The organism is Singulisphaera chitinilytica (assembly GCF_049331405.1).
GTDB lineage: Bacteria > Planctomycetota > Planctomycetia > Isosphaerales > Isosphaeraceae > PoT.
The window spans coordinates 3,127,420-3,153,986 of sequence record NZ_CP186274.1 but is presented as its reverse complement, the minus strand read 5'-3'; the positions used below and the strand labels follow the sequence as shown (position 1 = coordinate 3,153,986).

The 26,567-nt window shown below is 66.3% G+C and carries 23 protein-coding genes; 16 read left to right on the top strand and 7 right to left on the bottom strand.

Going from position 1 to position 26,567, the window contains the following annotated elements; all coding sequences use genetic code 11:
* Positions 1-165: 165 nt before the first annotated feature.
* Positions 166-708: a peroxiredoxin gene (locus ACOYYX_RS12890; RefSeq protein WP_422930309.1), complete on the top strand. Its 543-nt coding sequence runs from the start codon at positions 166-168 to the stop codon at positions 706-708.
* Positions 709-812: 104 nt separating this feature from the next.
* Here ACOYYX_RS12890 and ACOYYX_RS12885 read toward each other — a convergent pair whose 3' ends face one another.
* The 3 genes from ACOYYX_RS12885 to ACOYYX_RS12875 all read right to left on the bottom strand — a co-directional run bounded on the left by ACOYYX_RS12885 (position 813) and on the right by ACOYYX_RS12875 (position 3,096).
* The gene (locus ACOYYX_RS12885) at positions 813-1,385 is read right to left on the bottom strand and encodes a hypothetical protein (protein WP_422930308.1); all 573 of its coding nucleotides are present in this window, start codon (positions 1,383-1,385) and stop codon (positions 813-815) included.
* Between the two features lie 127 nt (positions 1,386-1,512).
* Positions 1,513-2,259, bottom strand: coding sequence for an SDR family NAD(P)-dependent oxidoreductase (locus ACOYYX_RS12880; protein WP_422930307.1), 747 nt, complete (start codon positions 2,257-2,259; stop codon positions 1,513-1,515).
* A gap of 84 nt (positions 2,260-2,343) precedes the next feature.
* On the bottom strand, positions 2,344-3,096 hold the full coding sequence (locus ACOYYX_RS12875; protein ID WP_422930306.1) for a ThuA domain-containing protein: 753 nt from the start codon (positions 3,094-3,096) through the stop codon (positions 2,344-2,346).
* A gap of 438 nt (positions 3,097-3,534) precedes the next feature.
* Here ACOYYX_RS12875 and ACOYYX_RS12870 point away from each other — a divergent pair, with 438 nt between their 5' ends.
* Positions 3,535-4,074 (top strand): sigma-70 family RNA polymerase sigma factor, encoded by a 540-nt coding sequence (locus ACOYYX_RS12870; protein WP_422930305.1) that lies wholly within the window; start codon positions 3,535-3,537, stop codon positions 4,072-4,074.
* Between the two features lie 56 nt (positions 4,075-4,130).
* Positions 4,131-5,402 carry an anti-sigma factor family protein gene (locus ACOYYX_RS12865; RefSeq protein ID WP_422930304.1) on the top strand — a complete coding sequence of 424 codons (1,272 nt, stop codon included), beginning with the start codon at positions 4,131-4,133 and terminating at the stop codon, positions 5,400-5,402.
* A gap of 1 nt (position 5,403) precedes the next feature.
* On the opposite strand, the gene ACOYYX_RS12860 is transcribed toward ACOYYX_RS12865, so the two are convergent.
* A complete protein-coding gene (locus ACOYYX_RS12860) occupies positions 5,404-6,516 on the bottom strand; it encodes a S49 family peptidase (RefSeq protein ID WP_422930303.1) in 1,113 nt (370 codons plus the stop codon).
* Positions 6,517-6,650: 134 nt separating this feature from the next.
* On the opposite strand from ACOYYX_RS12860, the gene ACOYYX_RS12855 reads away from it, so the two are divergent.
* From ACOYYX_RS12855 to ACOYYX_RS12825, 7 genes are all read left to right on the top strand, one after another.
* On the top strand, positions 6,651-7,562 hold the full coding sequence (locus tag ACOYYX_RS12855; RefSeq protein WP_422930302.1) for a hypothetical protein: 912 nt from the start codon (positions 6,651-6,653) through the stop codon (positions 7,560-7,562).
* 163 nt (positions 7,563-7,725) lie between these two features.
* Positions 7,726-8,679 (top strand): ABC transporter ATP-binding protein, encoded by a 954-nt coding sequence (locus ACOYYX_RS12850; RefSeq protein ID WP_422930301.1) that lies wholly within the window; start codon positions 7,726-7,728, stop codon positions 8,677-8,679.
* Positions 8,680-8,681: 2 nt separating this feature from the next.
* Positions 8,682-9,446, top strand: a complete 765-nt coding sequence (locus ACOYYX_RS12845; RefSeq protein WP_422930300.1) for an ABC transporter permease subunit — start codon at positions 8,682-8,684, stop codon at positions 9,444-9,446.
* A gap of 113 nt (positions 9,447-9,559) precedes the next feature.
* Entirely contained in the window at positions 9,560-11,344 is a 1,785-nt protein-coding gene (locus tag ACOYYX_RS12840) for a GldG family protein (RefSeq protein WP_422930299.1), read from the top strand.
* A gap of 73 nt (positions 11,345-11,417) precedes the next feature.
* Positions 11,418-13,757, top strand: coding sequence for a DUF4340 domain-containing protein (locus ACOYYX_RS12835; RefSeq protein WP_422930298.1), 2,340 nt, complete (start codon positions 11,418-11,420; stop codon positions 13,755-13,757).
* 192 nt (positions 13,758-13,949) lie between these two features.
* Entirely contained in the window at positions 13,950-14,276 is a 327-nt protein-coding gene (locus tag ACOYYX_RS12830) for a hypothetical protein (RefSeq protein ID WP_422930297.1), read from the top strand.
* Positions 14,277-14,357: 81 nt separating this feature from the next.
* Positions 14,358-15,302, top strand: coding sequence for a DUF1559 domain-containing protein (locus tag ACOYYX_RS12825; RefSeq protein WP_422930296.1), 945 nt, complete (start codon positions 14,358-14,360; stop codon positions 15,300-15,302).
* Positions 15,303-15,371: 69 nt separating this feature from the next.
* On the opposite strand, the gene ACOYYX_RS12820 is transcribed toward ACOYYX_RS12825, so the two are convergent.
* Positions 15,372-16,775 carry a serine/threonine-protein kinase gene (locus ACOYYX_RS12820; RefSeq protein ID WP_422930295.1) on the bottom strand — a complete coding sequence of 468 codons (1,404 nt, stop codon included), beginning with the start codon at positions 16,773-16,775 and terminating at the stop codon, positions 15,372-15,374.
* A complete protein-coding gene (locus tag ACOYYX_RS12815) occupies positions 16,772-17,389 on the bottom strand; it encodes an ECF-type sigma factor (RefSeq protein WP_422930294.1) in 618 nt (205 codons plus the stop codon). Before ACOYYX_RS12815 ends, ACOYYX_RS12820 begins: the two co-directional genes overlap by 4 nt.
* A 225-nt stretch (positions 17,390-17,614) precedes the next feature.
* Between ACOYYX_RS12815 and ACOYYX_RS12810 the strand changes: the two genes are divergently transcribed.
* Complete coding sequence (locus tag ACOYYX_RS12810) at positions 17,615-17,914, top strand: hypothetical protein (RefSeq protein ID WP_422930293.1); 300 nt, start codon at positions 17,615-17,617, stop codon at positions 17,912-17,914.
* 554 nt (positions 17,915-18,468) lie between these two features.
* Here the strand turns inward: ACOYYX_RS12810 and ACOYYX_RS12805 are convergent.
* Positions 18,469-18,951, bottom strand: a complete 483-nt coding sequence (locus tag ACOYYX_RS12805) for a DinB family protein (RefSeq protein WP_422930292.1) — start codon at positions 18,949-18,951, stop codon at positions 18,469-18,471.
* Between the two features lie 263 nt (positions 18,952-19,214).
* Here ACOYYX_RS12805 and def point away from each other — a divergent pair, with 263 nt between their 5' ends.
* From def to glnE, 5 genes are all read left to right on the top strand, one after another.
* Positions 19,215-19,784, top strand: a complete 570-nt coding sequence (gene def, locus ACOYYX_RS12800) for a peptide deformylase (RefSeq protein WP_422930291.1) — start codon at positions 19,215-19,217, stop codon at positions 19,782-19,784.
* Between the two features lie 36 nt (positions 19,785-19,820).
* Positions 19,821-20,786, top strand: a complete 966-nt coding sequence (gene fmt / locus ACOYYX_RS12795; RefSeq protein WP_422930290.1) for a methionyl-tRNA formyltransferase — start codon at positions 19,821-19,823, stop codon at positions 20,784-20,786.
* 141 nt (positions 20,787-20,927) lie between these two features.
* The gene (gene miaB, locus ACOYYX_RS12790; RefSeq protein WP_422930289.1) at positions 20,928-22,361 is read left to right on the top strand and encodes a tRNA (N6-isopentenyl adenosine(37)-C2)-methylthiotransferase MiaB; all 1,434 of its coding nucleotides are present in this window, start codon (positions 20,928-20,930) and stop codon (positions 22,359-22,361) included.
* Positions 22,362-22,373: 12 nt separating this feature from the next.
* A complete protein-coding gene (locus ACOYYX_RS12785) occupies positions 22,374-23,102 on the top strand; it encodes an SMI1/KNR4 family protein (protein ID WP_422930288.1) in 729 nt (242 codons plus the stop codon).
* Positions 23,103-23,126: 24 nt separating this feature from the next.
* Complete coding sequence (gene glnE, locus ACOYYX_RS12780; RefSeq protein WP_422930287.1) at positions 23,127-26,267, top strand: bifunctional [glutamate--ammonia ligase]-adenylyl-L-tyrosine phosphorylase/[glutamate--ammonia-ligase] adenylyltransferase; 3,141 nt, start codon at positions 23,127-23,129, stop codon at positions 26,265-26,267.
* The last annotated feature ends 300 nt before the right edge of the window (positions 26,268-26,567 follow it).

The following is a 26,567-nucleotide window of genomic DNA, read 5'->3' as shown; positions in this document are numbered from 1 at the left end:
TGTAACGTGCGAGACTCGGTAGGGTCGAGTGCGACGGTCGCCCCGGCGCTCGCTGTCTCGTTGTATTCGGTGGGACCTGTTGATAACTTCGGGCATCGTCCCGGCTCGCCCGACCTCGGGCGACGCGACGAAGCTGCAGATTCCCACCTAGTTGAGGAGGTCGTGATGCGTCATTCCATGATGAGGGTTGCCTTGCTCGGGCTCGGCGTGATCCTCGCGGGACCGCTCGCCAAGGCGGCGGAAGGTGACTTGCAGGTCGGTGACAAGGCCCCGGCGTTCTCGCTCGTGGGCACCGACGGGAAAACCTACTCGCTCGACCAGTTCAAGGGGAAGAAGGGCGTGGTCCTCGCCTGGTTCCCCAAGGCCGACACCCCCGGCTGCACCATCGAGTGCAAGTCGCTGCGTGAGCATGGAGATGCGCTCAGGCCATTGAACGTTGCTTACTTCACCGCCAGCGTCGACAAGCCGGCCGACAACAAGAAGTTCGCCGAGAAGCTGAACCTCGACTACCCGATCCTCAGCGACTCCGACTCGAGCGTCGCCAAGGCCTACGGCGTCGTCCACGGCCAGCGCAAGGTCGCCGAGCGCTGGACCTTCTACATCGACAAGGACGGCGTCATCAAGGGCATCGACAAGAAGGTTAACACGAAGACCGCCGGCCCCGACGTCGCCGGGAAGGTCAAGGAGCTGGGCATCTCCGCGGAATAATCCCCCGAACCTGATCCGGGCCGGTCGCGCGATCCTCGGCGATCGGCCCAGCCCCGTCAGCCCGCATATTCAGGCCGGGCAACCGGACTCCTTTCCCCCCCTGTTCAGCAGCTCGACTGGCGCGCCTGCAGATGCGCCCAGCGATGCTTCAATTCTCCCAGGATCCGCCAGAAGAGCCGGCTGTGCATCCGGCCGGGGACCCGCCCGCAGGCCTTTGCGTGGAACGAGTCGGGCTCGGTGTACTCGAGGTGGTGCGCCATCTCATGCAGGAAGGTGTCAAACAGCTCCTCGAGCGGCCGGCGCCCCGTCTCGCCGTCGTGCGAATAGATCCGGATCAGGGACCGCGTCCGGTAGTAGCCGCCGAGCACGCGCGTGGTCGCGCGGGTCTTGATCTCGAGGGTATAGGGCTGCTTGCAGGTATAGATCCGGTCGAGCCGGTCGCGGAAGAGGGGCCCGAGGGCGGAGACGGGGGGCTCGAAGAGCCGCTGGCCCACGATCGGCGATGGGATGGGGGCGGGGGTCGTCGCGACGGGGGGCGTGGGGGGTTCCAGCTCTTCGATGACGAGGCTGCCGCCGATCCGGGTCATCTGGTCGGCCAGGCGGACGATGTCGAATTGATGGGGATCGATCAATTGACGACCGCCGTTCGGATGCACGAGCCAATAGCGTTCGGACATACCTCGTTCCTTGCTCGATCGCGATCCAGTGATCCCCATCGACTCCGTCGCGTTGACCAGTTCGGGGTGACGAATCGGGCGGGCGAGACTCGCATGAGGCCCGCCCACAGATCCCGGCTCAACTCGATCAATACGTCGCGCGGCCGCCGCTGATGTCGTAGCACTGGCCCGTCGTGAAGCTCGCCTCCGAGCTGACGAGATAATGCACGAGTGCGCTCACCTCTTCGATGGTCCCCACGCGCCCCATCGGGATCTTGGCAACCATGTAGTCGACGGTGCTCGGCGCCATACCATCTAGGATCGGCGTCCGGATGACGGCGGGTGCAATCGCGTTGACGGTGATGTCACCTTTCCCGACGACTTCCTTGGCGATGGCCTTCGTCATGGCGATGACGGCGGCCTTCGACGCGGAGTAAGGGACCAACGTCGGGTTCCCTTCCTTGCCGGCGATCGACGCGATGTTGAGGATCCGCCCGTACTTGCGCGAGAGCATCCCCGGGATGAGGGCCTTACAGAAGAGGAACGGGCCGAGCACGTTGATGTCCATGACGCGGCGAACTTCCTCGAGCGGCAAGTTCCAGCTCAGGTCGGTGTGGCCCGTCACGCCGGCATTGTTGACGACGATGGAGATGGGCCCGAGCTTCTCCTCGGCCTGCTTCACGGCCGCGATCACGTCGGCCTCGGTGCGGACGTCGCCGACCACGGCGACCCCGCCCAGCTCGGCCGCGACCGCCCCGGCATTCGTCGCGTCCATGTCGAAGATCGCGACCTTGGCGCCGGCCTGGTGAAGCCGCTTCGCGATCCCGGCCCCGATGCCCTGTCCGGCCCCCGTGACCAGCGCGACTTGACCGGCCAAGCTGAAGAACTCTGTCATGCGATACCCCTGAACTCCAAGCCTAAAGTCTGATCGAAAACGCCGCGTCCGGGCGGAAACCCCGCGAATCGGTCGACCTCGACCTCAACGCAGTTGCCCGGCCGCCCAGCGCGTGCCTCGGATGAGCGTGTCGATGAACTGGCGGTTGTTCATGGCCTTCAGGTCGTGCCCGAGGGCCGTCTGGAACATCCGGCCCTTCTCGGGGTTTGCGACGAAGAGGAGGGGCTGGGCCTTCCCTTCGAAGGTGCCTTGCGCCAGGACATGAATGTTATCCTGAAGCTTGAGGTTTGTGTACATTTCGTCGGTCGTGTTGAACGTCTCGTCGATCCCCCGCGTGATCGGGTGCGCCTTGTCCACGACCTTCACCTGGAACGAGCCGTAATCGGGGTGGAACGTCCCCCGATCCGGGAAGGAGGTGCCGCGAGACCTCCAGGTCCCCCCTACCAGCCGGTCATACTCGTCCCACCCGGGGAAGGCGTTGTCGGCCGCATGGACCACGACGAGGCCGCCACCCCCACGCACATAGGCGAGGAAGTTCTTCTCCCGCTCGGGCGCCCATCGCGAGTTGCGGTTGAGGTTCAGGACGAGCACCTGATACGCGCGGAGCTTCTCGGGATGATCGAGGATCGAGGCGTCGGGGTCTTCTGAGACGTCGACGTCGAAGTAGCCGGAATTCTCGAGCACGCTCTCAAGATGCGAGGTCGTTGCCTTCCAGTCGTGGTTATTCACGCCGGTGATGATGAGGGCGCGGGCCTTCGCGTCCTTGCTCGCCCCGGAAGTATCGGGCGCATTCGTCAAGAGGCAGACGCCCAAGGCCATGGTCAAGGCGTGAATCATCGACGACGCTCCTCAATCGACGCGGATCGACTCTGGGGACTCACCCTGGTTGCGACTCGAAAACGGAAAACGCACAAGTTAACGCGCCGAGCGGACTCAGACCACCATTCCCAACCAAAAAGGGCCGAAAAACTTCCGCCGGAAAACCGCCTCCGGTCTCGTGCCCGGAGGTCCGGATTCGGCGGGCCGGATCGCGCAAAGCCTCTTCGCTTTCGCCCGGCGCATCCTCTATGATGACGACAGACAGAGACTCGGAACGAAGGGCTCGCATTTCCCCCGGGATCTTCCCCTCTCCGCCTCGGGGCTGCCGGTCCGTCGGAATTCTTGGGAACGATTTTCCACCCCGAACGTCTAAGGCTGATGATGTGCGGGAGTCATGACGACAAGTCCCTCATCGAGGCGTGTCGAGCAGGAAACACGGAGGCTTTTGGGGTCCTGGTGAACCGCTACCAGGACCGCCTTTATCCTACCGTCTTCCGCCTGACCGGCTGCGCCGAGGAAGCCCAGGACCTGCTCCAGGACGCGTTCCTCCGCGCCTTCGAGAAGTTGGATTATTTCCAGGGCGAGAGCTCTTTCTATACGTGGGTCTATCGCATCGCCGTCAACCTGACGCTGAGCAATCGACGTCGCAAGCGTCCTTCGCTCTCGCTCGCGAGGGGGAAGGAAGAAGGGGTTGGCGAGCCGGCCTCGGATGTCGAGGAGACGGACCCGTCCCTGCCGCTCGAGCGGGCGGAGAGGGACAGGAGGGTCCTGGAAGCCCTCGACTCCCTGGCCCCCGACCATCGAGCCGTGATCGTGATGAAAGAATTTGACGGCCTGCACTACGAAGAGATTGGGGCGATTCTGGGCGTTCCCGTGGGGACCGTGCGAAGTCGCTTGCACCGGGCGCGTTGCGAGCTCCGAGATCGGCTGAGAAGCCTGGTCGACGAAGAGCTGGCGACCTCCCGGCCCTTGACGAATCACGCGACTGGATCGTGATCGACCGCGAGAGGCACGAAGCCGGAGTTCCAAAGTCTCTGACCCGTCGAGATACCATGATCCTTGACGACGAAACACTGCTGTCCGCCTACATCGACGGCGAGCTCGACGCGACCGAGCGTCACCGGGTCGAAATGGCCATGCTCGCCGATCCGTCGTTGGCCGAGCAAGTGCGCGAGCTCCTCGCCGTGCGTGACCTCGTCGACTCGCTCCCGGTGCCGGTGCTCCACGTCGACGTCACCGCGGCCGTCCTCGCGGAGGTGAAGTCCGGGCGCGTCCGGCGCCCGATCCTCCATCGCCCGATCCGCCTGCCCCGCTTGCGGACCCTGGTCGAGCTCGCGGTCGCCGCCTCGGTTATCGGCTCGCTCACGGCCTCGATGTTCGTCTCCCTCAAGTTCCTGCCCCCGGGCAAGGATTTCGCCGGCCCGGTCGCGGTCATCCCACCCAGGCCCAAGGCGACGAAGGCGGTCGAGCCGAGCCCGACGGTCGTGGCCGACTCGACCCCGGCGAGCGCCGAGAGCGTCGCCGTCGCCACCGTCGCGACGACCGCACCGCCGGTTGCTCCTCGCTCAACCTCCCAGGCGAACCCCGGCCAGGTGACGGTCGAGCACCAGGATCACCAGTTCGTCCGCGAGATGCTCGACGGCTCGAACGAGAGCCACCTCTTCGTGGTCGACGTCATCGGCGACCAGTCGCCCGACCTCGTCGGCAGCATGATCAAGGACCTGCCGCGGCTCGACTCGGCGATCGGCCGGATCTCGATCCGCAAGGGGCTCGTCTTCGACCCGAAGCATCCGGCCGAGGCCACCGTATACGCCTTCCGCGCGGACGAGAAGGAGCTGACGGCCTTCCGGGAGCAACTCCAAAAGCATTTCCCGAACTCGCGCGAGGATGCCAGGCCCGACCAGGTCCTGCTCGCGAAGCTGGCCGACATCCCCCAGGTCTCGGTTATGGCCGGGACGCTCGCCGCGGACCTGCTCCCGCACCCCAACAACGCCGGGACGAAGTTGAATGCGCTCCGGGTGAATCCGAATCCGAAGGCCAAGGCCTCGCCCAAATCATTCGTGAGCGAGGAGTTCGACAACATGGTCGTCGAGGTCACCGAGTCCAGCGGCTCGGGCGAAGAAGGGCCGACCCCCGAGCAGATGAGGAGCGGGCCCCATCCTTCGAACCTCGGCGCCAAGGACGCGAAGACAGCCGAGGCGGCCGGTGGCCATCGACCCGCGGGCACGACCGGGGCAAAGGGAGGCGTGCCTCCCAAGAATCCGGCCCGTCGTCGCGGCGGCCTGGTCCTCGTCTGGGTGCCGGGCCCGCAGGCCGCTCGCTAGATCATCGCCCCCCGACCCGGCTGATCGTCGGGTCGGGCTGCCAGAGGTACAGGAACGTCGGCAGCTTGCTCCGCTCGAGGCCGGGGTAGCTGAACGGGATCATGTCGTTCTGAATGGGCACATTCGGCACGATTGAGTAGATCGAGCGCGTCGGGAGCCCGGCACGCTGGAAGAGGACGACCTCCGAGCCCCGGAAGCCCGCGAGGGATTCGGCCTCGGCGATCGCATCCTCCACATACCCTTGGGAGTCGATCATATGGAGTTGCAAGGCCCGAGACGAGGCAACGATCCGCCCGTCCTCGATGGCCTTGCGATCGGCGGGGGTCATGTCCGGCCGGCACTGGGCGACCCGCTGCGCGAAGCGGTCGCGAAAGCCGTCGGCCATCTCCTGGAAGAGGGCGCGGGTCTCGTCGCTCAAGGGGGCGGTGACGCTCCCCATGTCGATCATCTCGCCCGCCTTGATCGGCTCGACGCGGACGTTCAACTGGGCCATCGCATCCTGCAGGTTGGCGTGATTGACCAGGGCGCCCACGCCCCCCGTGACCGTCGTCGGGAGCGCCATCACGCGATCCGCCCCCACGGCCAGGTAATACGCCCCGCCCGTCGCCACGTCCATCAGGCAGGCGACGATCGGCTTGCCGGTCGTCACGCGGAATCGGCGCAGCTCCTCGGAGATGATGTCGGTCGCCGCGACGCCGCCCCCCGGGCTGTGGATCCGGATCACGACCGCACGAACGCGCGTGTCGGCCGCGGCCGCCTCGAGCTTCTCGCGGAAGGCGGAGACGGGGTTCTCGCCGACCGACGCGATGCCCGTCAGGTTCTGATTCAGGATCAGGCCATCGATGTCGAGGAGCGCCACCCTGGGCGATTCCGGGGCGGCCGGCCTGACCACGATCGGCACCATCGGGCCGGGATCGGTGGCCGTCGGGATGCGAACATCCAGCGTCCCCTGGAGCCCGGCCGCGATCGACCCTTGAAATCCGGCGCGGACGTCGGCATCTGTATGCACATTGCCCGCGATGGGGATCGAGTGACAGCCGCTCGAGAGGACCGTCAGGGTGGTGAACGCCCATCGCGGCGCCCGGGCCGTCAAACTCGTCCTGGTCCATCCCATGGTGAAACGCATCCTCCGCCCCGGGCCGACCGCATGACGAGTCGTCGTGCCGGTCCATCCGATTCCTATTGACTTGGATCGGACGCCCGAGGCCAAAACTTTCCCGCAAGCCCTATACAACCGACGTGATTCCCATGACCTTCAGCTCCATCATCCTCCTCCTGCTCGCCATCGAACCGGGCAAAGCCCAAGCCCACGCCGAGAATCCGGTCTTCCAGGCCGTGCTCTCCGAGGGGCTCTCCGTCGACGGCCGCAAAGTCGTCCTCCCTTCGCCACGCTTCCGGGACGGTATGACCGGGCAGGAGGAAGCGGCCGAGTTGAAGGCGATTGCCGGTTCCGAGCGAGCGGTCGCCGACCTGCTCCGAGACTCGATCTCGGCCTCGATGGTCCTCAAGACGGGTGACGAGCCGAGCCCCGGCAAAATCCTCGTCCGCAAGGCCGACGTCTTCTTCGCCATCAAGGGAGATCTCGACGAGCTCAAGCCGGATGACGCCTCGAAGCAGGCCACGACCGCCAAGCCGGTCGACGTGGCCAACATGAGCTTCAGCAGCCACGTCCTCGGCGAGGCCGAGGTCTCCGGGCGCAAACTCAATGAGGGGGCCGCGAAATCCAATGAGACGCAATGGTATGTTCACTTCACGTCGAAACTGCTCGACCGGATCCACGTCGAAGCCACGACGCACGTGATGGCCTCGCGCTCGGCCGATTCCTGGGTGATCGCCTCGAGGACGGACCCTCGATTCGCCGAAGACAAGGAGTTCCCCAACCGCTGGTGGCCCTACAAGCTCCAGGGGGCGAAAGAGGTCCCCGGCAAGGCCGAGGGTTACGAGGGGGGGATCAGCTACCTGAAGATCAACAAGCTCGCCACCAAGCCGGGCATGCTGCTGGTGGAGGCGCATTTCGCCTTCGCCGAGCCGAAGGCCTGGTTCGACGGGGCCCCGATCCTGAGGTCCAAGATCAGCGTGATCGCCCAGGACCAGATCCGGACCCTGCGTCGAGAGGTCGCCAAGGCCCGCGAGAAATCCGCCGCCGCTGGGAGCCGTTAGGCCCCCTCTCGTCACGCGAACAGCTTCCGGCCGTAGGACTTCCGTACTCCCATCGCATCGGGGTCGGGCACGCGGGCGGTCCCGGACTCTCGACCAAGAGGTCCATCCTCGATCGCGTCGCCCTGAATTGATGTGAAACCATCTTGAGGCATCGGTCGCGTTCATGATCCAGGTCGATCGACTCTCCAAGCGTTACGGCACGTTCCAGGCGGTCAACCGGATCTCGTTCTCGGTGGGCCGGGGCGAGATCGTCGGCCTGCTCGGCCCGAACGGGGCGGGCAAGACGACGACGATGCGGATGCTGACGACGTTCCTGCCCCCCACGAGCGGCCGCGCGTCGCTCGCCGGGCACGACGTCCTCGACGAACCGCTCGAGGTCAAGCGCCGGGTCGGCTACCTGCCCGAGAATGTGCCCCTCTACAACGAGATGCGGGTCCGCGAGTACTTGACCTATCGGGCCAAGCTCCGCGACGTGCCCCGATCGAAGCGCCGAAAGGCCATCGATGAGGTCGTCTCGCGGTGCCAGATCGCCGACGTCGAGAACCGCATTTTGGGCCATCTCTCCAAGGGGTATCGCCAGCGCGTGGGCCTCGCCGAGTCGATGGTCCACGACCCCGATATCCTGATCCTGGACGAGCCGACCGCCGGCCTCGACCCGATCCAGATCCGCGAGGTCCGGGCCCTGATCCGCGAGTTGGGGGATCGCCACACGATCCTCCTCTCCACGCACATCCTCTCCGAGGTGGAGGCCGTCTGTAATCGGGTCATCGTGATCGCCCAGGGGCAGATCGCGCTCGACGACAAGCTAGAGCGGCTCCAGACCGAGAGCACGATCGTCGTCGAGGCACTCGGCCCTCAGGACGCGATCCGCAAGGCCCTGCTTGCCGTCCCCAAGGTCACGAAAGTCAACTCGACCGCGTGCGACGGGGACTTCTCCGGCTTCGAGGTCCACACCGCCGACGGGGCCGATCTCCGGGTCGAGCTCTCGCAGCGCCTGGTGCAGCACGGCTGGCCGCTCCGCCTGCTGGACGTGAGGCACACGACCCTCGAAGACCGATTCATCCAGGCCGTGACCCGCGACACGCTGATCGCCGACGCCGAACGTGAGGCCGTTTGAACATGAGGCACATACCCACTCTCCTTCGGCGCGAGCTGGCCGCCTACTTCCTCAGCCCGATGGCCTTCCTGATCCTGCTGGCCTTCCAGGTCATCGCCTGGCTCAACTTCTGGGAGCTGATCTCGGAGTTGAGCCGCAGACAGCAGGCCATCTCGGTCATGCGAGACCCGCTGAGCAGCTATATCTCCGGCTCACCGCCGTTCTGGATCGCCATGCTCGTGGCCATCCCCGCGCTCACGATGCGGCTCTTCGCCGAGGAGCGGAGGAGCGGGACCATCGAGACCCTCTTGACCGTCCCCGTGACGGAGGCCGAGATCGCCATCTCGAAGTGGCTGGCCGGCGTGGTGATGTACCTCGTCCTGCTGCTCCCGTTCGCGATCTACCTGCCGTTCCTGTACTACCAGGCGAAGTTCCACTTCGATCCGGGCCCGCTCACGACGCTGGCGATCGGCCTGACGACGGTCGGGATGATGTTCGTCTCGATCGGGGTCTTCTTCAGCTCCTTGACGAAGAACCAGGTCATCGCAGCCATCTGGACGTTCGTCGTTTTGTTCCTGTTGGTGGTCCTGACGCTGCTAGCCTTCTTCTACGCGGCGGCCGAGCGCCTGGCCTGGGCCGAGGCGATCCGATTCGTCGCCGTCTTCGCGCAGGTGCAGAGCTTCGGCTCGGGCCAGCTCGACCTCCGCTACGTGGCGCTCCATCTCTCGGTGTGCGCGTTCATGCTCTTCCTCACGGTCAAGGTCCTGCAGATGCGTCGAGCCCGCTAGGATCGGCCCGGAATCGGGTTCGGGATCCAAGAAAATAGGGGCGTCGAAGAGAACGAAAAGGCAAGGCCGAAGCTATGTCATCGAACGTGCTATCCCTCTTATCGTGGCCCCTCGTGTGGGTCGCCTCGCTCTCGCTGGCGGCCTTCCTGACGCTCTACTGGGCGCTCCGAGGGGCACCTCCGGGCCAGGCGGTCGCGGACCAGGAAGACGACGAGGCCCCGGCGGCAGCCTATCGCGACCGGGTGATCGCCGCGGTCGTCGTCGGGCTTTTGCTCGTCGGGGCGGGGGCCTACGTCGCCCTGAGCGGGAACCTCGCGTGGTCGATCCCGCTCTTCGCCTGCGGCTTCGCGATCGTCCTGAGGCTGATCGTCGTCAATCAGCGCTATCGCCACGCGAGCCCCGCCCTGCAGCGGACGATCGGCTTCTCCAACGCCGCGCTCAACGCCTCGCTGCTGGCGGGCGTCCTGATCGTGCTGAACGTCGTGACGTTCCGCTACGGCGGCCAGCCGCTCGACTTCACCCGCGAGCGGGCCTTCTCGCTCTCGAGCCTGACCCGGAACCAGCTCGCGTCCCTGAAGCGGCAGGTCACCCTGACCATGCTCTACGGCGAAGGCCCCCGGGCCGTCCCGCTGGCCGAGCGCGTCAGGCAGCTCCTGGAGCTCTACAAGGCCGCGCAGCCGGAGAAGGTCGAGATCCAGTCGCTCGACCCGTTCCGCAACCCGGAACGCTTCGAGGAACTGGCCAAGCGAGCCCCCGACGTGGCCGTGATCCAGGGGGGCGGCGTCCTGATCGAGTACGGCGAAGGGGAATCGGCGAGCCGGGTCGTCGTCCGCAACAACGACCTCTTCGAGCTCCCCGCCCAGGGAGGTCGCGAAGGCTCGGCTGTGCGGTTCGAGACCGAGTTCCGCGGCGAGGACGCGATCACCTCCGCCCTCATCGGCCTCCGCGAGGAGAAGAAGCCCAAGATCGTCTTCACCGTCGGGCACGGCGAGTCTTCGATCAACGAGGTGGATCCGCGCAAGTCGGGGCTCGGGGTCTGGAAGTCGCGTCTGACCTCGGACGGCTCGGAAGTCCTCGAGATCAACCTCATCAAGGACGAGATCCCCGCGGATGCCTCGGCCATGGTCGTGGCCGCGCCCAAGAGCCCGTTCAAGTCGGACGAGATCGCCAAGCTCAAGACCTACTCCGAGAAAGGCGGGCCGCTCCTCTTCCTGTTCGGCGGCCAGTTGAAGACGGGGCTCGAGGACTTCCTCAAGTCGTTCAACCTCGAGTTCGGCAACGGGGCGATGTTCGACCGTCGGCTCAGCCTCCGGGGCCGCCCCGACATCGTGGTCGTGCCGATCGAGGACAAGCTCAAGCACCCGGTGGTGAACTCGCTCGCCAGTCGCGCGGCCTTCTTCCTCTCGGCGTCGCCCATCCGGATCCTGGGCGAGGGGGCCTTGAAGGGCTCGCCGGTCAACCCTCGCTACACTGTGGCGACCCTGCTCCGGACGAGCCGGGATTCGTGGGCCGAGTCCGACCTCACCGACCCCCGGGTCGAATTCAACCAGGGGAAGGACGAGGCGGGCCCGCAGGTCGTCGGCGTGGCGGTGACCGACCGCCCCGAGCCGGGGAAGAACGACGAGCCGATCCCGAAGCTCGTCCTGCTCTCCTCGAACACCTTCGGCGACAACCTCATGCTCAACTGGGAGCCGACGAATGCCAACCTGCTCATGAATGCCCTGAGCTGGTTGCGGGGCCGGCCCGACCTGCAGGGGATCGCCCCCAAGACGCACGTCTCGATGACCCTCGCCGCAGACCCGCTGCTCCAGTCCCGCCTCGTCATGGTGCCGACCGTGATGGGGGCCCTGCTGATCATCGGCTTCGGGATCAGCACCTACTGGCTGCGCCGGGAGTAGTCGAAGACGCTCTACGCGACGAATCCAAAAGGGCCGCGACTGTCCGACTCACGAGTCCCCTTGTCGGTTCCACATGATGAAGAAGCACTCCACCACCATCGCACTGATCGTCCTGTTCTTCGCGGGGATCATCGGCTTGAAGCTCGCCGACATGGCCGCGATCCCCACGGCCGAGCAGCTCCGACAATCGAGCGGCCTGGTCTTCCCGGGGCTCAAGGATGTCCCCGAGGGGGACATCACCCGGGTCGAGGTCCTGCAACATCCCGAGGGGGGCGACCGGCGCCTCGTCTTCGAACGCAAGGGGGAGGCCTGGCAGATCATCGAGCCGGTCGACACGGCGGCCGACTCTCCCAGGCTCGACGCTCTCGTACAGAACCTCAAGAGCCTGCGAGCCTCGCCCGAGGCCGGGACGATCCGCAAGGAGAGCGCGAACTTCGGGCTGAAGACTCCCAGGGCGACGATCCTCGCCTTCAAGAAGGGGGAGCCGACGGCCCTGGCCCGGCTCGACATCGGCAAGGCGTCGCGCGACCGGGTCTACGTCAGGGCGGGCGAGGACGCCGGCATCGAGGTCGTCGAGTCGCGCATCTTTCAGGGGGTCGACAAGCCGGTCGTCGACTGGCGCGATCGGTCCCTCTTCAACATCCCGACGTTCCAGGTCCTGGGCTTCAAGATCACGACCCCCAAGCAGACCGTCGACGCCGAGCGCCGGCAGAACCAGTGGAAGCTGACGCAACCCTTCAACGCCCCCGGCAACGACACGAAGATCGAGGAGACCCTCGCCGAGCTGACCTCGCTCCAGGTCGCGGCGGGCGAGAAAGGCTTCGTCGCCGACAACGTCAAGGACTACAAGCCTTACGGCCTCGACGAAGGTGCGACCAAGGTCGAGCTCTTCACGGCGAAAGGGCCGACGCAACCGTATGTCGTCTATATCGGCAAGGCCAGCCCCGACGAGCCCACCAGGCGCTTCGCCCGCCGAGGCGACCAGGACGACGTGATCCTCGTCGAGGGCAAGGAGCTGAACGGCCTGGGCCTCGACCCTTACAAGTTCCGGGGCCAGAAGGTCGCCGACCTCTCCCCCTCGCTCGTCGACCGGCTCGAGATCAAGGTCTCAGGGCGCGACTTCACCCTCTCGAGGACGGCGAACGGGTGGGTCTTATTGAGCCCCACGCAGGAGATGGCCGACGCCGACACGATCCCGCGGCTCCTCTCGACCCTGGCCGACCTCCAGGCCAGCGAGTTCCTCGGCGCCGAGAGCGTCCCACAGCCGGAGCTGGACCCGCCCTTGATCACGGTGAAGGCCTGGCAGGGCAAGCCGGGCTCTCCCTTGCCGAAGGAGCCGATCGCCAAACGGGATGACCCGCCGGCGGTCGACCTCAAACTTGGCCGACACGACGCGTTGCGGAAATCGATCTACGGCAGGATCGGCGAAGAGCCTGCCATCCTGGCCATCCCCGACACCTTCCTCAAGGAGCTTCCGAGCGACTCATTCGCCTATCGGAACCGCCAGGTCGTCGACCTCAACCCGCCCGAGGTCTCGCGCCTGGTCGTGGAGCGCGATGGACAGGAACTGACGCTGGAACGCGGACTCTCCAACGACCCGAACCGCTGGAAGATGACGGCCCCCGTCGAGGCCTCGGCCGACAACGAGAGCATCACCAAGATCCTCCTGATCCTCTCCAAGCTGACCGCCCAGCGCTTCGTGGCCGACAACCTCGACAAGGCCCGCGAGTACGGCCTGGACAATCCCTCGGTCACGGTCCGGTGGACGATCAGCCCCAACGGGATGCCCACCGCTTCGGAAGGGTCCCAGACCAAAACCCTCCGCATCGGCTCGAGGGTCCCGAAGCAGGACGCCCTCTACTATGCCAACCTGCTCGGGAGCCCGATGGTCTTCACCGTGCTCGAAGGGGCGGCGATCCCCTTCCACGAGGAGTTCCGCAGCCGACAGGTGGTCAGCTTCCCGATGAAGCAGGTCGACCGCGTCACGCTCACCTGGCCGGATCAGACCCTGGCCTTCGGCCACCACCCGACCCCTCGCGGCGGGCCGCAGGACTGGAACCCCCTGCCCGGCTCGGAGAAGCCGTCGTTCGACCTCTCCCGGGTCGACTCGCTCGTCAACGACCTCTCCCGGTTCCGGACGCGCAAGTTCATGCAATACAAGGGACCCTTCCCCAAGGGCACCGGCCTGGACAAGCCCCGACTGACCCTCCGGGTGGACCTCGTCAAGGGGACGAAGCCGCTGTTCCTCCGCGTGGGCGAGCCCATGAACGCCGAGGAGTTCTATGCGACCGTCGACCAAGGAGACGCAGGGACGGTCTTCCTCCTCTCCGGCTCCGGCTGGCCCGACCTCCTCAAGCCGCCGGTCAAGGTCCTCGAGTTGCCCAAGGACGTCTTCGCCCCGGTGCCGAAGTAAGCGGCCTGGCCTGTGTATGTCGTATCGATGATCTCGGCCCTCCTCGATCCATCATGATCGAAGGCGGGTCGAGGTCCTTTGACCGCGAATTACCTGGCCGGTTGTAAACCGCGATCGGGTCGTCCGGCACGGGCGCCCCCCGGTCGGCCACTTCGGCCTGTCAACGGTTGCCAGCGTGGCTACGATACAAGCATGTCGCGGCTGATCGCCTTCATCTGCCTGGCTCTCGCCCTGCTTTGTCCGGTCCTCTGCATCGCGGAGACGGCCGAGGATCGGTGCGGCCCCGCCGATGGCGAGGTTTGCGAGGCGATGGCGGTCGGGGCGGTGATAACCGTCTCCAACGACGGACTCGTCTCGCTCCACGCGCTCGCCCCTTCGCTCGATGGGGTACTCCCGGTCGCGATCTCCCCGCCGGCTTCCCTCGTCCTCTGGTCCTCGACCCGGTGCGACCGCACTCCCCGGGGGTTGCCACCCAACGCAGCGAGGCGCCAGGCCCTCCTCCAACGGTTCCTGTTCTGAGCCGAGGAGCCGCACCGTTTCGGCCCCCCGCCGGTCGCGCGTCATCCTCAATTTCCGGCCCAACGAACAGGAGCATTATGCATGTGTCAACCGCATATATCGCGGCTCGTCCGCGCATTCACTTTGATTGAGATACTGGTTGTCATCGCAATCATCGGCGCCTTGATCGCGCTGCTACTCCCGGCCGTCCAGGCGGCGAGGGAGGCTGCACGACGGGCTCATTGCTCGAACAACCTGAAGCAAGTCGGCCTCGCGATGCACAACTATCACACCAGGCACGACGCATTCCCGCCCGGCTACGTCACCGCGATCTCGAACGATCCGAAGGCGCCCGAGGTCGGCCCCGGATGGGGATGGGGGACCATGATCCTCGGCGACATGGAGCAAAGGCCGCTCTACAACACCGCGAATTTCAGCCTCCAGATCACCGACCCGGGCTCTCTGACCGTCCGGGCGGTGAACCTGAATGCGTATCTTTGCCCGAGCTCGAACCCGGCCGGCGGTCCCGTGTCGCTGACTGACGCATCGGGGACGGTCCTCGTGACCGACCTATCGGCCGGCCAGTATGTCGGCTCGGCCGGTCAGCTCGAGCCATCGGAGTTCCCGGCCTCGAACAACGGGATCTACTACCGGAATAGCCGCGTCGGAATCCGCGACGTCGCCGACGGCTCGAGTACGACGCTGCTGGTCGGCGAGCGGTCGAGGAACCTCGCCGACGCGACCTGGGTCGGCGTCATCCCCGGTGCGAGGGTCTGCACCAATCCCAGGTGGCCGATCCGGCAATGCGAGACCGCGAGCGTCATGGTCGTCTCGCACACCGGCTCCACGACCGGCGAATCGATCATCTACGTGCCGAACGCGAAAGCGGCGGTCGCCGACGACTACTGGAGCATGCACCCCGGCGGATGCGATTTCCTCTTCTGCGACGGCTCGGTGAGGTTCATCAAGGAGTCGGTCAACCCGAGGATCTTCGCCGGCCTCTCGACCCGCGCGGGCGGCGAGGTCATCTCGGCCGACCAGTTCTGATCAAGGGATTCGGGGCGAGGGCGTACAGCCTTCGCCCCATCCCTACCCTGTTCGATGCCCGCCTCATTCCTACATCATGGAAAAGCACCACATGAGGACGCAGGCGGCGAGTGCGGCGGTCGTCAGGAGCAATGCCGCCACGCTCGCGATGACCAGGGTGCGATTCCGTCGGGCCCAACGCTGGACGCGGACGGCCCACGAATCCTTGTGAACGGTGACCGGCTCATCGGCGAGCCACCTTTCGACGTCGGCAGCGAGTTCAGCAACCGTCGCGTATCTCGCCTCCGGTTCCAAAGCCATCGCCTTCAGGCAGATCGCCTCCAGCGCGGGGTGGATTTCCGCTCGAATGGCCCGGGGCCTGGGGAATTCCCCGCGTCGCACCTTCTCCAGGACGTCCTCGACGCCCCCCTCGAATGCGGCGCGGCCCGTCAGCAGGTGGTACAAAGTCGCACCCAGGCTATAAACGTCGGTGGTCGGTCCCAGGCGGTCCAACTGCCCGTTGGCCTGCTCGGGGCTCATGTACGCGGGAGTGCCGATCGGGGAGCCGGCGACCGTCGATGCCGGGGTGCCGGAGCCGAGCGTGACCGGATCTTTCGCATCCTCGGCGGTCTCGCCCCCGGCCCTTGCCAGGCCCCAATCCATGAGGAGGGTTTCGCCGAACCGACCGACCATGATGTTCTGCGGCTTGACGTCCCGGTGCAAAACACCCCGACTATGTGCATAGGAAAGGGTGTCGCAGACGACGCGGAACCGATCGAGGAGGCGCCTGAGCGCCAGGGTCCGCTCGCCGGAATCGCGGGAGTCATTGCGACGCGATTGGTCGATCGCCTCCTCGAGCGTGATGCCTTCGATCATCCGCATCGCGTAGTGCGGCTCCCCGTTCTCGGAGAGTCCGAGGCTGTAGACGGGCACAATTCCCGGGTGCTCCAGCCTCCCGTTGATCTCGGCCTCGACCAGGAACCTGGCTCGACTCGCGGCCCGGCCGGCGAACTCCGGCCGGATCATCTTGAGGGCGACCTCGCGATGCAACTCCTCGTCGCGGGCGCGGTAGACGACGCCGAGCCCGCCCTCCGCGTGCAGGCCCAGGATGTGAAACCGCCGAGATGAAGACGTCCCCGCCACGCTCGCGGACGACGCAGGCGCGTCGCCGACTTCGAGCCTCGTTCCAGGAGGTTCCGCCCGGGCCGCACGATCTTCGAATGCGTCCTCGACCAGTGAGGCATGCGCCCCGAGGCGGCTCATGTATTCCTCACGAGACGGCTTCTCGCCCAGGCGTTCGCGCCAATCGAGTTCTGCGGCCAGGAGCTCGCGGAGCAAGACCGAACGAGCGGGCTCGCGATCCACACCGAGGTATTCCTCGATCCGCGGCCGGAGGCCTTTCTTCCAGGCCGACTCGAAGCGGTCGCATATCTCGTCGACGTGCTCCACAAGCGTGGCCGACAAGGCGTCTAGCCCGGTTCCCCGGACGCTCATGACTCTTCCTCCGGCTGCCATCGTTTGCGGATGGCCTCGAGCTTGCGTTCGACCGAGCGCAGGCTGATGTCGAGCCGAGCCGCGATCTCCTCGTTGGCGTGGCCTTCCATCCGCATGACGGCGACCTGTCGTAGCGAATCGTCCTTGAGCCCCTCGAGGCGAATGCGGCACTCCTCGGCGACCATCGCCGCGAATTCCGGGGTCGGTTCCGAGCCGACGACTTCCGCCAGGGCACGCCGGGCGTCCGGCGTCGTGCCATCGAATGCGGCCTCGCCCAATACGCGGCCCCCGCCTCGCTTCAACTGATGCTCGCGTCTCAAAAGGTTCGCCGCCTTGCGCGCGGCGATGGTGACCAGTAGCCGCCAGAGGTCGTCGCGATCGCCGAGCCTGGGATAGACACCCGCCGAGATCCCTTCGAAGACGCTGTCGAGCACGCTCAGCGCCACATCCTCTTCATCGGCCAGGCCGCGCCGGGCCGAACGCAGCCGATGCCGGGCGAGCTGGGCGAGCTGCTCGAAGTAACGCCCCCAGAGGCCACGTGAGGCGTCGTCCAGGTCGCCCGCTCGAATCTCGTCGATCCAGTGCGTGACCGACCCACCACCGTCGATCGTCATGCTTCACCTCCCTCGCGGCCGGGCGATACCGAACGATCATGCAGGCGAGACATTCTAGGGATGATCCCGATCCATGGTTCGCTCCAAAGGTCGTTTTCTCGAATCTTTGGCCCGATTGGCGGTTTGGCGCGACGGCCGGTGATTAGAGGTCGGGCAGCACGGCGGGGGTCGCCGTCGAGCCCCACGGTGGGCCGGTCGACCTGGCCCAGCTCGGGAGGACGAGCCATGAATCGCATGCAATCGAAGATGTTGGCCGGGGCGCTCGGGGCCTTGATCCTCATGACGGGCTCGGCCCGGGCAGGCTACATGACCGCCGGGGCGGCCACGCCGAGCTATCCGTCATCGCCTCGCGTTGGCGGCTACGTCGGAGGTCAGACCGCATCCGGATACTACGGCGGTTACATCCTCACCGAGCCGACGCGATCGTACAGGTCGTCTGCCGGGAGCTTCACCAAGCATCGGGCCAATCCCGCCTACGACCCCTCCGGCCGCCATGATGGGCTTGCCCGACCCTGGCTCAGGTGAAATCGCGAGGGATGAGTTCCAGGCGGTATGTCCGGGTGGCCGGCGATGGGCCGACCACCATCCTCCTCAAAGGTCCAGAGAAATCGGGAGTCGAGAGATGATTCGTCGACGATTGATGGGCGTTGTCGGAGCCTTGACTGTAGCGGCCTTGACGGCGGCCCTGCCGATGCCAAGCCATGCGGGAGACCCGTCGCGGGCGGGCCATTGCTGCGAGGACAAGTGCGATTGCAGCGGCTGCTGCAAGGCCTGTTGTCATTCGGGATGCGAGCAGGGCAAGTCCGCGCCAAGCGTCGTGAAGCCCCAGGATCCAGGGGCGATATGAGAGCCGAGAGGGTGAGGCTCGAGCCGCCTGGTCAACGGCGAGCTCGCCGAGGTCTTCGCCGGCGAGCTCCGACTCCTTCGCTTCCCCGGTATTCCCGAAGGCTCCGCGGCCAGGCCCGTAGCTTTTCAGCCATTCCGTAAGGGTCTCCTCGACCTCCTTACGTTTGGTAGGCCCCGGCTTGCGTGGAATGGACGCCGGCCCTTCCGATCGAAGCCCATCTCGTCGCTGGCCTTCAGTCGGCGGGCCAGGCGCCCAGGAGCTTCCTCACGAGGATCAACTGCCCCAGGTGGTAGGCTGTGTGGTCGACCACGAGGAGGATCTCGCGGAGATATGTTTGATCGGTGCCGTGGGGCGTGATGTCGGCGAGGCCGATCTTGGGGTCTCGCGCCAGTTCCTGGAGCCTGGCGCGATCCTCGCGCACGGTGGCGATGCTCTGTCCCCAGGCTTCGGCGCCGGGCGGCTCCGGCGATTTCGGCCAGTATTCCGCGGGCCACTCCAGCTCGTCGTATCGCCCGGGCAGCGAGAAATCCAGGATGTCGCGCTGCACGATCCGGATATGCTCGAGGAGTTCCCAGGCCGAGTGCGGCAGCCCATCCGGCCGGACGCCGCGAAGGTCTTCGGGCATTTCACGCAAGGCATCTTCGAGGCTGACGTGAGCCTCCGACCAGCCGAGGGATCGAGCCAGGAGATCACGAATCGCGGAGTCGGTAGACATTCGTGTAATCCTCGTAGCGGGTGTCGACGAAGCTCGTGGAAACGACAGGCGGGCCATTCTTCGATGATTCTAGAGTTGGCCGCCACTCCCAGGCGAGGGATCCCCGCTCGCCCCTTCGTCGAAGACCGTGACCGACAACAACCCGACCGCGAGCGCCGTCTCCTCGGCCTTCGGCCTCGGGGTGGGCCGGCATGGCGAGATCTACCGGCTTTCTTTACAATCGGAGTTAAGAGGCTTCCTACCCACTTTTCCCGGAGACGCACGTGCTGCGCATCGTGACCTATCCCCACCCTGCGCTTCGATATGAGTCGAAACCGGTCACTCAGATCGACGACGCCTTGAGGTCCAACGTTCGCCAGATGTTCGACCTCATGTACGAGGCCAAAGGGATCGGTCTGGCCGCGAATCAGGTGGCGATACCCTATCGGTTCTTCGTCCTGAACCTCACGGCCGATCCGGCGCAGAAGGAAGAAGAACACGTCTTCATCAACCCAGAGATCGTCAAGCGGCACTCCTCCGACGAGGAAGAGGAAGGCTGCCTGAGCTTCCCCGGCCTCTATTTCAAGGTCCGGCGCCCCAAGCGGATCAAGGTCCGCGCGTTCAACATCAAGGGGGAGCCGGTCGAGATCGACGCGGACGACCTGGTCGGGCGGGCCATCCAGCACGAGACCGACCACCTCGCCGGCAAGCTCTACATCGACCTCCTCGGCCCGCTCGGCCGCCACTCGGTGAACTCGAAGCTCCGCGACTTCGAGACGAAGTTCCGCGAGATGCAGGCCGCCGGCGAATACCCCAGCGACGACGAGATCCGGAAGCAACTCGACGCGTTATGACCTGAATTGATCTGCTCCGAAGGATCCCCTCCGTTCATGCCAATCCGCTCTCGCATCGTGATGCTCGGGACCAAGGACTTCGCGCTCCCCACCTTCCTGGAGCTCTGCGACAAGGGTGCGCCCGTCGTGGCGCTGATCACCCAGCCGGATCGCCCGCAGGGGAGGAAGCAGGAGCTGATCCCGAGCCGGATCAAGGTCGCGGCGCAGGAACGAGGGATCCCCGTCTTCCAGCCCGAGGACGTGAACGCCGCCGAGGCCCTCGAGGTCGTCCGCTCCTACGCGCCCGACCTCATCATCACCGCGGCCTACGGCCAGATCCTCTCGGCCGAGCTGCTGGGCATCCCCCCGCTCGGCGGGATCAACCTGCACGGCTCGATCCTGCCGAAATACAGGGGGGCCTCGCCGGTCGCGCGTGCGATCCAGAAGGGGGACGCCGAGACGGGCGTCACCGTGATCCGGATGACCCCCAGGATCGACGCGGGCGGGATGATCTCCGTCGCCAAAACGCCGATCGGGCCCGACGAGACCGCCGGGGAGCTCGAGGAGCGGCTCGCGGTCCTGGGAGCCCCCCTGATCGTGCGTGCGGTCGAGGCGATCGAGGACGGGACGGCCGAGCTCCTGCCCCAGGCGAAGGCCAAGGTCACCCGGGCCCCCAAGCTCACCAAGGAGGAAGGGGCCATCGACTGGACGAAGTCGGCCCAGGCGGTCCACGACCACGTCCGGGCCATGCAGCCCTGGCCGATGGCGTACACCTTCTGGAAGCGTCCCCTGTCGGCCGACCCCGAGCCGATGCGGCTGATCATCCACAAGACCGAGGTGGTCGAGGGAGAAGGAGCGCCGGGGCTCGTCCTCGAGGCCATCAAGGATCGGCTCGTCGTGGCCGCGGGCGGGGGGGGATCCGTGCGGATCCTGTCGCTCCAGGTCCCCGGCAAGAAAGTCTTTACGACCGCCGAATTTCTCCGGGGTCATCGCATCCTCGATGGCGAGACGCTCGGTCTCTGAGTCGACAGGTTCGGGACCATCGGACGAACCAAGGGCCGCAACGGTTCCCTTAAGCTTGCGGCATTGGTACAATCATCCGTCGATTTGCCCCGAGGAAACGACCCTTTAACCTCCTGGCTATCTCGGCCAAGAGGATGACCTATGCCCGACAGAACTGACTCGCCTAAAAAGCTTTATATCGAGACGGTCGGCTGCCAGATGAACGTGCTCGATAGCGAGCTCGTCGTCGGGTCGCTCCGCAGTGAAGGGTACGTCCTCACCGACGACATCAGCCAGGCCGACACGATCCTGTATAATACGTGCTCGGTCCGCCAGCACGCCGAGGACAAGATCTACAGCGCCCTGGGGCGGATCCGGAAGCTCAAGGAGGTCAAGCCGCACGTCTCGATCGGCGTCCTCGGCTGCATGGCCCAGAAGGATCAGAACCAGATCCTCAGGCGAGCCCCTCACGTCGACGTCGTGATCGGCCCCGGGCAGTTGATGCGAGTGTCCGAGCTCCTGGCCAAGGCCAAGGCCGAGAAGGCCCCGCAGATGGCGGTGAGCCTCCCCAGGTCGGGCGGATCCAGGGATGAGGTCACGGCGAGCTTCGCCGAGTACGACCCGATGCGCGAGCCGGCCATGCGGCCGTCGAGCTTCCAGGCGTTCGTCCGCATCATGATGGGCTGCGACAAGTTCTGCACGTACTGCATCGTGCCGTCGGTCCGGGGCCCCGAGCAGAGCCGGCCCCCCGAGGTGATCCTGGCCGAGGCGAGGCAGCTCGCCGACCAGGGGGTCAAGGAGATCACGCTGCTCGGGCAGACGGTCAACAGCTACAAGTACCGCCAGCCCGACGGCCGCACGACCCGCCTCTCCGATCTCCTGATGGGCCTTCACGAGATCGAAGGCCTGCGCCGGATCAAGTTCATCACGAACTTCCCGAACGACATGACGGATGACCTGCTCCAGGCCATCCGCGACCTGCCCCGCATCTCGCGCTACCTGCACGTCCCCGCGCAGAGCGGCTGCGACGAGATGCTCAAGCGGATGAAGCGGCTGTATACGGTCGCCCTCTACGACGACATGATGGCGAGGATCCGGGAGACGGTCCCCGACGCGGCCGTCACCAGCGACTTCATCGTCGGCTTCTGCGGCGAGACCGAGGAATCGTTCCAGCGCTCCATCGCCCTGATCGAGCGCTCACGCTTCAAGAACAGCTTCATCTTCAAGTACAGCCCGCGCCAGGGGACCAAGGCCGACCTCCTCTACAACGACGACGTCCCCGAGGAGGTCAAGAAGCGGCGCAACAACGACATGCTCTCGGTGCAGAACGCGATCTGCCTCGAGGACAATCGCGAGTTCCTGGGCAAGACGGTCGAGGTGCTGGTGGAAGGCCCGAGCAAGTCGGCCGCGAGGAAGGGCAACGGCTCGGGCGAGGTCACGCAGTTGACCGGCAGGACGACGTGCGACCGCATCGTCGTCTTCGACGGGCACGAGCGGTTACAGGGGGAGTTCATTCCAGTCACGGTCGAAGACGCGAGCGCGGTGACGCTCTTCGGCCGGGTCGTTACCGTGGATTCGACCGCGCCTCTGGCGTGAGGGGGATGGGGGATGGGAAGCCCGCTCAACGACCTGGTGGGTCGTTGGGCCGCGATGGTCGGGATTGATGTGTCGCTGGTCCCGACGTCCGCCGCCCTGCAGGCCCAGTTCGCCGGGGTTCCGGACCCTTGTCAGCCGGGCGCCAGTCCCGAGGCCATCGCGGCCTGGGAAGGCCGCTACGGCTTCAGGCTCCCGGCGGGGCTACGCGCATGGCTCGGGCTCTCCAACGGGTTCTACCTCAACGGGCCGATCATCCACCCGCTCTCGGGGATCGGCCCGATGGTCCCCTTCGCCAAGGTGGAGAACCTGCTCGTCCAGCCGGAGAGCTGGTTCGAGCTCGGCAACCCGAACGTCGAGACCGTCTGCATCGACCTCGCCTACCACTGGCCCGAGGGGGACTGCCCGATCTTCACCTCGGGCGACGACCTCTCGCTCAGCCGCCCGAAGATCATCGCCCCCAGCTTCAACACCTGGTTCCTGGAGCTGCTGAGGCGTGGCGGGCGCGAATACTGGTTCGAACCCGGCTACCACGACCTGGGCGACCCCTGGGATCAGCATCGACGCAGGACGCCGGTCCCCCCCCTGCCCGACCGCCTGCGCCCGTTCGCGCCCCAGGTCCTGCCGCTGATGCGCCCTGGGGCCGATGATCGCTCCATCGCCAACACCTTCGGCCTGAGCCGGGGGGACGTCGAGGCACTCTTCCGCCACCTCCAGCACGGTTCCACGAACTTTGCCGGCTGAGGCTCAATCGGTGAGGTCATCGCCATGGCGGAACAATCCTCGGCAATCCTCGGATGGCTCCGCACGATCCACGACGACCCGGAGCTCTGCAAGCAGTGGCTCTCGAGCCTCGGCGTGCGCGACGCCGAGCGAGGGGCCCGCGACCTGAGGGACCTCGCCCTCCGGACCGACCAGAGCGCGATCCTGGGCTCGCTCACCCGGCACCTCGACGTCCTCCTGCCCCGCTGCCCCGACCCCGGGATGGCCCTGACGAACCTGGAACGCTTCGTCTCCGCCAGCCCCGACCCCGAGGCCACCCTGCGCCTCCTGTCAAGCAACGTGCGGCTGGTCGAGATCCTCGTGCAGCTCTTCAGCACGAGCCAGCATTTCAGCGAGCTGATGATCCGGGATCCGAACCTCCTCGAATGGCTCCGAGGGGGCGCCGAGCGTCGCGACCGCGAGGCCCTCATCGCCGACCTCTGGGACGAGCTCGAGTCCGCACAGGGGGAGGAGGCCGAGCGGCTCATCCTGCGCCGGTTCCGTCGGCGGGAGATGCTCCGGATCGGCTACAACGACATCGTGCGCGGCACGCCGCTCGAGGTCGTGACCCTGGACCTCTCGCACCTCGCCGACGCCTGCGTCGAGGGGGCGTACCGGCTCGCCCGCCGCCGCGCGGTCGCCCGCCACGGCGAGCCGCTCGGCCCCGACGAGGCCCCCGCGCGGTTCGTGGTGCTCGCCCTCGGCAAGCTCGGCGGCGAGGAGCTGAATTACAGCTCCGACATCGACCTGATCTTCCTCTACGACAACGAGGGGCAGACGGCCGGCCCCAGGACCGTCTCGAACGCCGAGTTCTTCGCGAAGATGGGGAGCGACGTCGTCCGGCTCCTCTCCGACCACACGTCGCTCGGGATCGCCTATCGGGTCGACATGCGCCTGAGGCCCGAGGGGGATCAGGGTGCCCTGGCTCGATCCCTGGGCGCGACGCTCGGCTACTACGAGACGAGCGGACGGACCTGGGAACGCCAGGCCCTGATCAAGTGCCGGCCTATCGGCGGAGATCTCGGCCTCGGCCAGACCTTCCTCGACGCGATCACCCCGTTCATCTATCGCCGATATCTCAGCGGCACCGAGATCAGCGAGATCAAGGCGATGAAGCGCCGGATCGAGCAGCGCACGGTCTCGGCGGGGACCGCGGAGGTCGAGGTCAAGACCGGGCACGGCGGGATCCGCGACGTCGAGTTCGTCGTCCAGTTCCTCCAACTCCTCCACGGCGGGACGTACCCGAAGGTCCGCCACTCGAACACGCTCCAGGCCATGTCGCAGCTCGAGATCGTCGGCTGCCTGACGGGCGAGGAGCGCGGGATCATGGAGAACACGTACCGGTTCCTCAGGCGGGTCGAGCACAGGCTCCAGACCATGTTCGACCGCCAGACGCACGAGATGCCGCGCGACCTGGAGGAGCAGCGGACCCTGGCCATCCGCATGGGCTATCCCACGGCCTCGGCCTGGGAGGATCGGACCGGCCCCGCCCAGCGTTTTCTCTCCGACTACCGGGCGAAGACCGAGTTCAATCGCCGGATCCTCAACCACCTGCTCCACGACGCCTTCCGCGACGACTCGGGAGAGGCGGCCGACCCGGTCGTCGACCTCGTGCTCGACCCCAACCCCAGCCCGGAGCTGGTCGCCGAGGCCCTGGCCAAGTTCCCCTTCCTGGACCCGCAGACCGCCTATCAGAACCTGATGGCGCTGGCTCGTGAAGATATCCCGTTCCTTTCGCAGGCGCGCTGCCGCCACTTCCTGGCGGCGATCGCGCCCCGGCTCCTCCAGGCCGTCAGCCGCGCCCCCGATCCCGACATGGCGCTGACGAACCTGGAAAAAGTCTCGGCGTCGCTGGGGGCCAAGGCGATCCTCTGGGAACTCTTCAACTTCAACCCGCCCACGCTCCGGCTCTACGTCGAGCTCTGCGCGAACAGCCAGTTCCTCTCCGAGATCCTGATCAACAACCCGGGCATGATCGACGAGCTGATGGATACCCTCGTCGTCGATCGCTCGCAGGCGTCCCAGGCGATCAAGGCGGAGGTGGCCGAGCTGAGCAAGGGGGCCGAGGACCTCGCCCCGATCCTCCACAGCTTCCGCAACAAGGAATGGCTCCGCGTCGGGATCAGGGACATCCTCGGGCGCGAGCCGATCCGTGACGTGACCCGGGAGCTCGCAGATGTCGCCGAGGCGATCGTCGCCCAGGTGGCCCGCGAGCAGTGGGACCGCCAGGTCGCGAAGTACGGCACGCCGCACCGGGCCGACGACGGCAAACGCTCGCGCTGGGCGATCCTCGGGCTCGGCAAGCTCGGCGGGCGGGAGCTGAGCTATCACAGCGACCTCGACCTGATCTTCCTCCACGAGTCGGACGGCGAGACCCGGGGGGAACGGAGCCCGATCAGCAACGACCAGTTCGTGACCGAGGTCGTCAGGCGCGTGCTCAAGGCGCTCGGCGGCGCCGCAGGTGGCTCGGCCCTCTACACGGTCGACACCCGGCTCCGCCCGCACGGTGCCTCCGGCCCGCTGGTCGTGACGCTCGACGCCTTCCGCACCTACTTCGAGGAGACGGCGCACCCCTGGGAGCGACTCGCCCTGACCCGGGCTCGCGTGGTCTTCTCGAACGGCGGCTTCGGCAAGGTGGTCTCCGAGGCGATCCTGGGTGTCCTCTCCGCGCCGGTCGATCCGGCCTCGCTGGCGCGAGAGGCGATCGCCATGCGCCGTCGGCTGGAGGAAAACCGGGGACGCAACGACCTCAAGCGCGGGGCGGGAGGGCTCGCCGACATCGAGTTCCTGGTCCAGTACCTGCAGCTCGTCAACGCCCAGAAGTCTCCCGATATGATCAAGTCGAACATCTGGGATGCGCTCGATGCCTTGCGGCGCGGCGGGGTCCTCCCCGCGCCGATCGCCGCGGAGCTGCGCGACGCCTACGAGTTCCTCAGGACGGTCGAGAGCCGGCTCCGCCTCGTCCACAACCGGAGCATCAGCAGCCTCCCCGAGCAGCCCGAGGAGCTGGCCCGCCTGGCCCGCCGGCTCAACTACGGGCAGGACGACCCCGCCTCCTGCTCCAGGGCTTTCGACGACGACATCGAGAAGCACACGCGCCGGACCCGCGCGATCTTCCAGCAGGTCATGGGCGAAGCAACGAGCTGACATTCGCCGCGATCATATCTCGGCCCTTTCACTTCAAAACCTGAAAACCAGATCAGGCGACATCGGTGGGCCCCCGCGCAGAGCCGACGAACTCTCCCGATCTCGTCGGGACTTTTTTGCTTGCTCATGTCTGCCTCTTCCAATCCCTGCACTTTGCCTATAACGTAGACTCAGGCGCCGCGAGTCTCGGGGGCGCAACCTACATCGAGGACGAAGCCAGCGGAGATCGCGAAACGCGAGCAAGACCCCATCGACAGCCGCGCCCTTGATTTCGCAACGATCGAGCCCGCAGTCAATGAG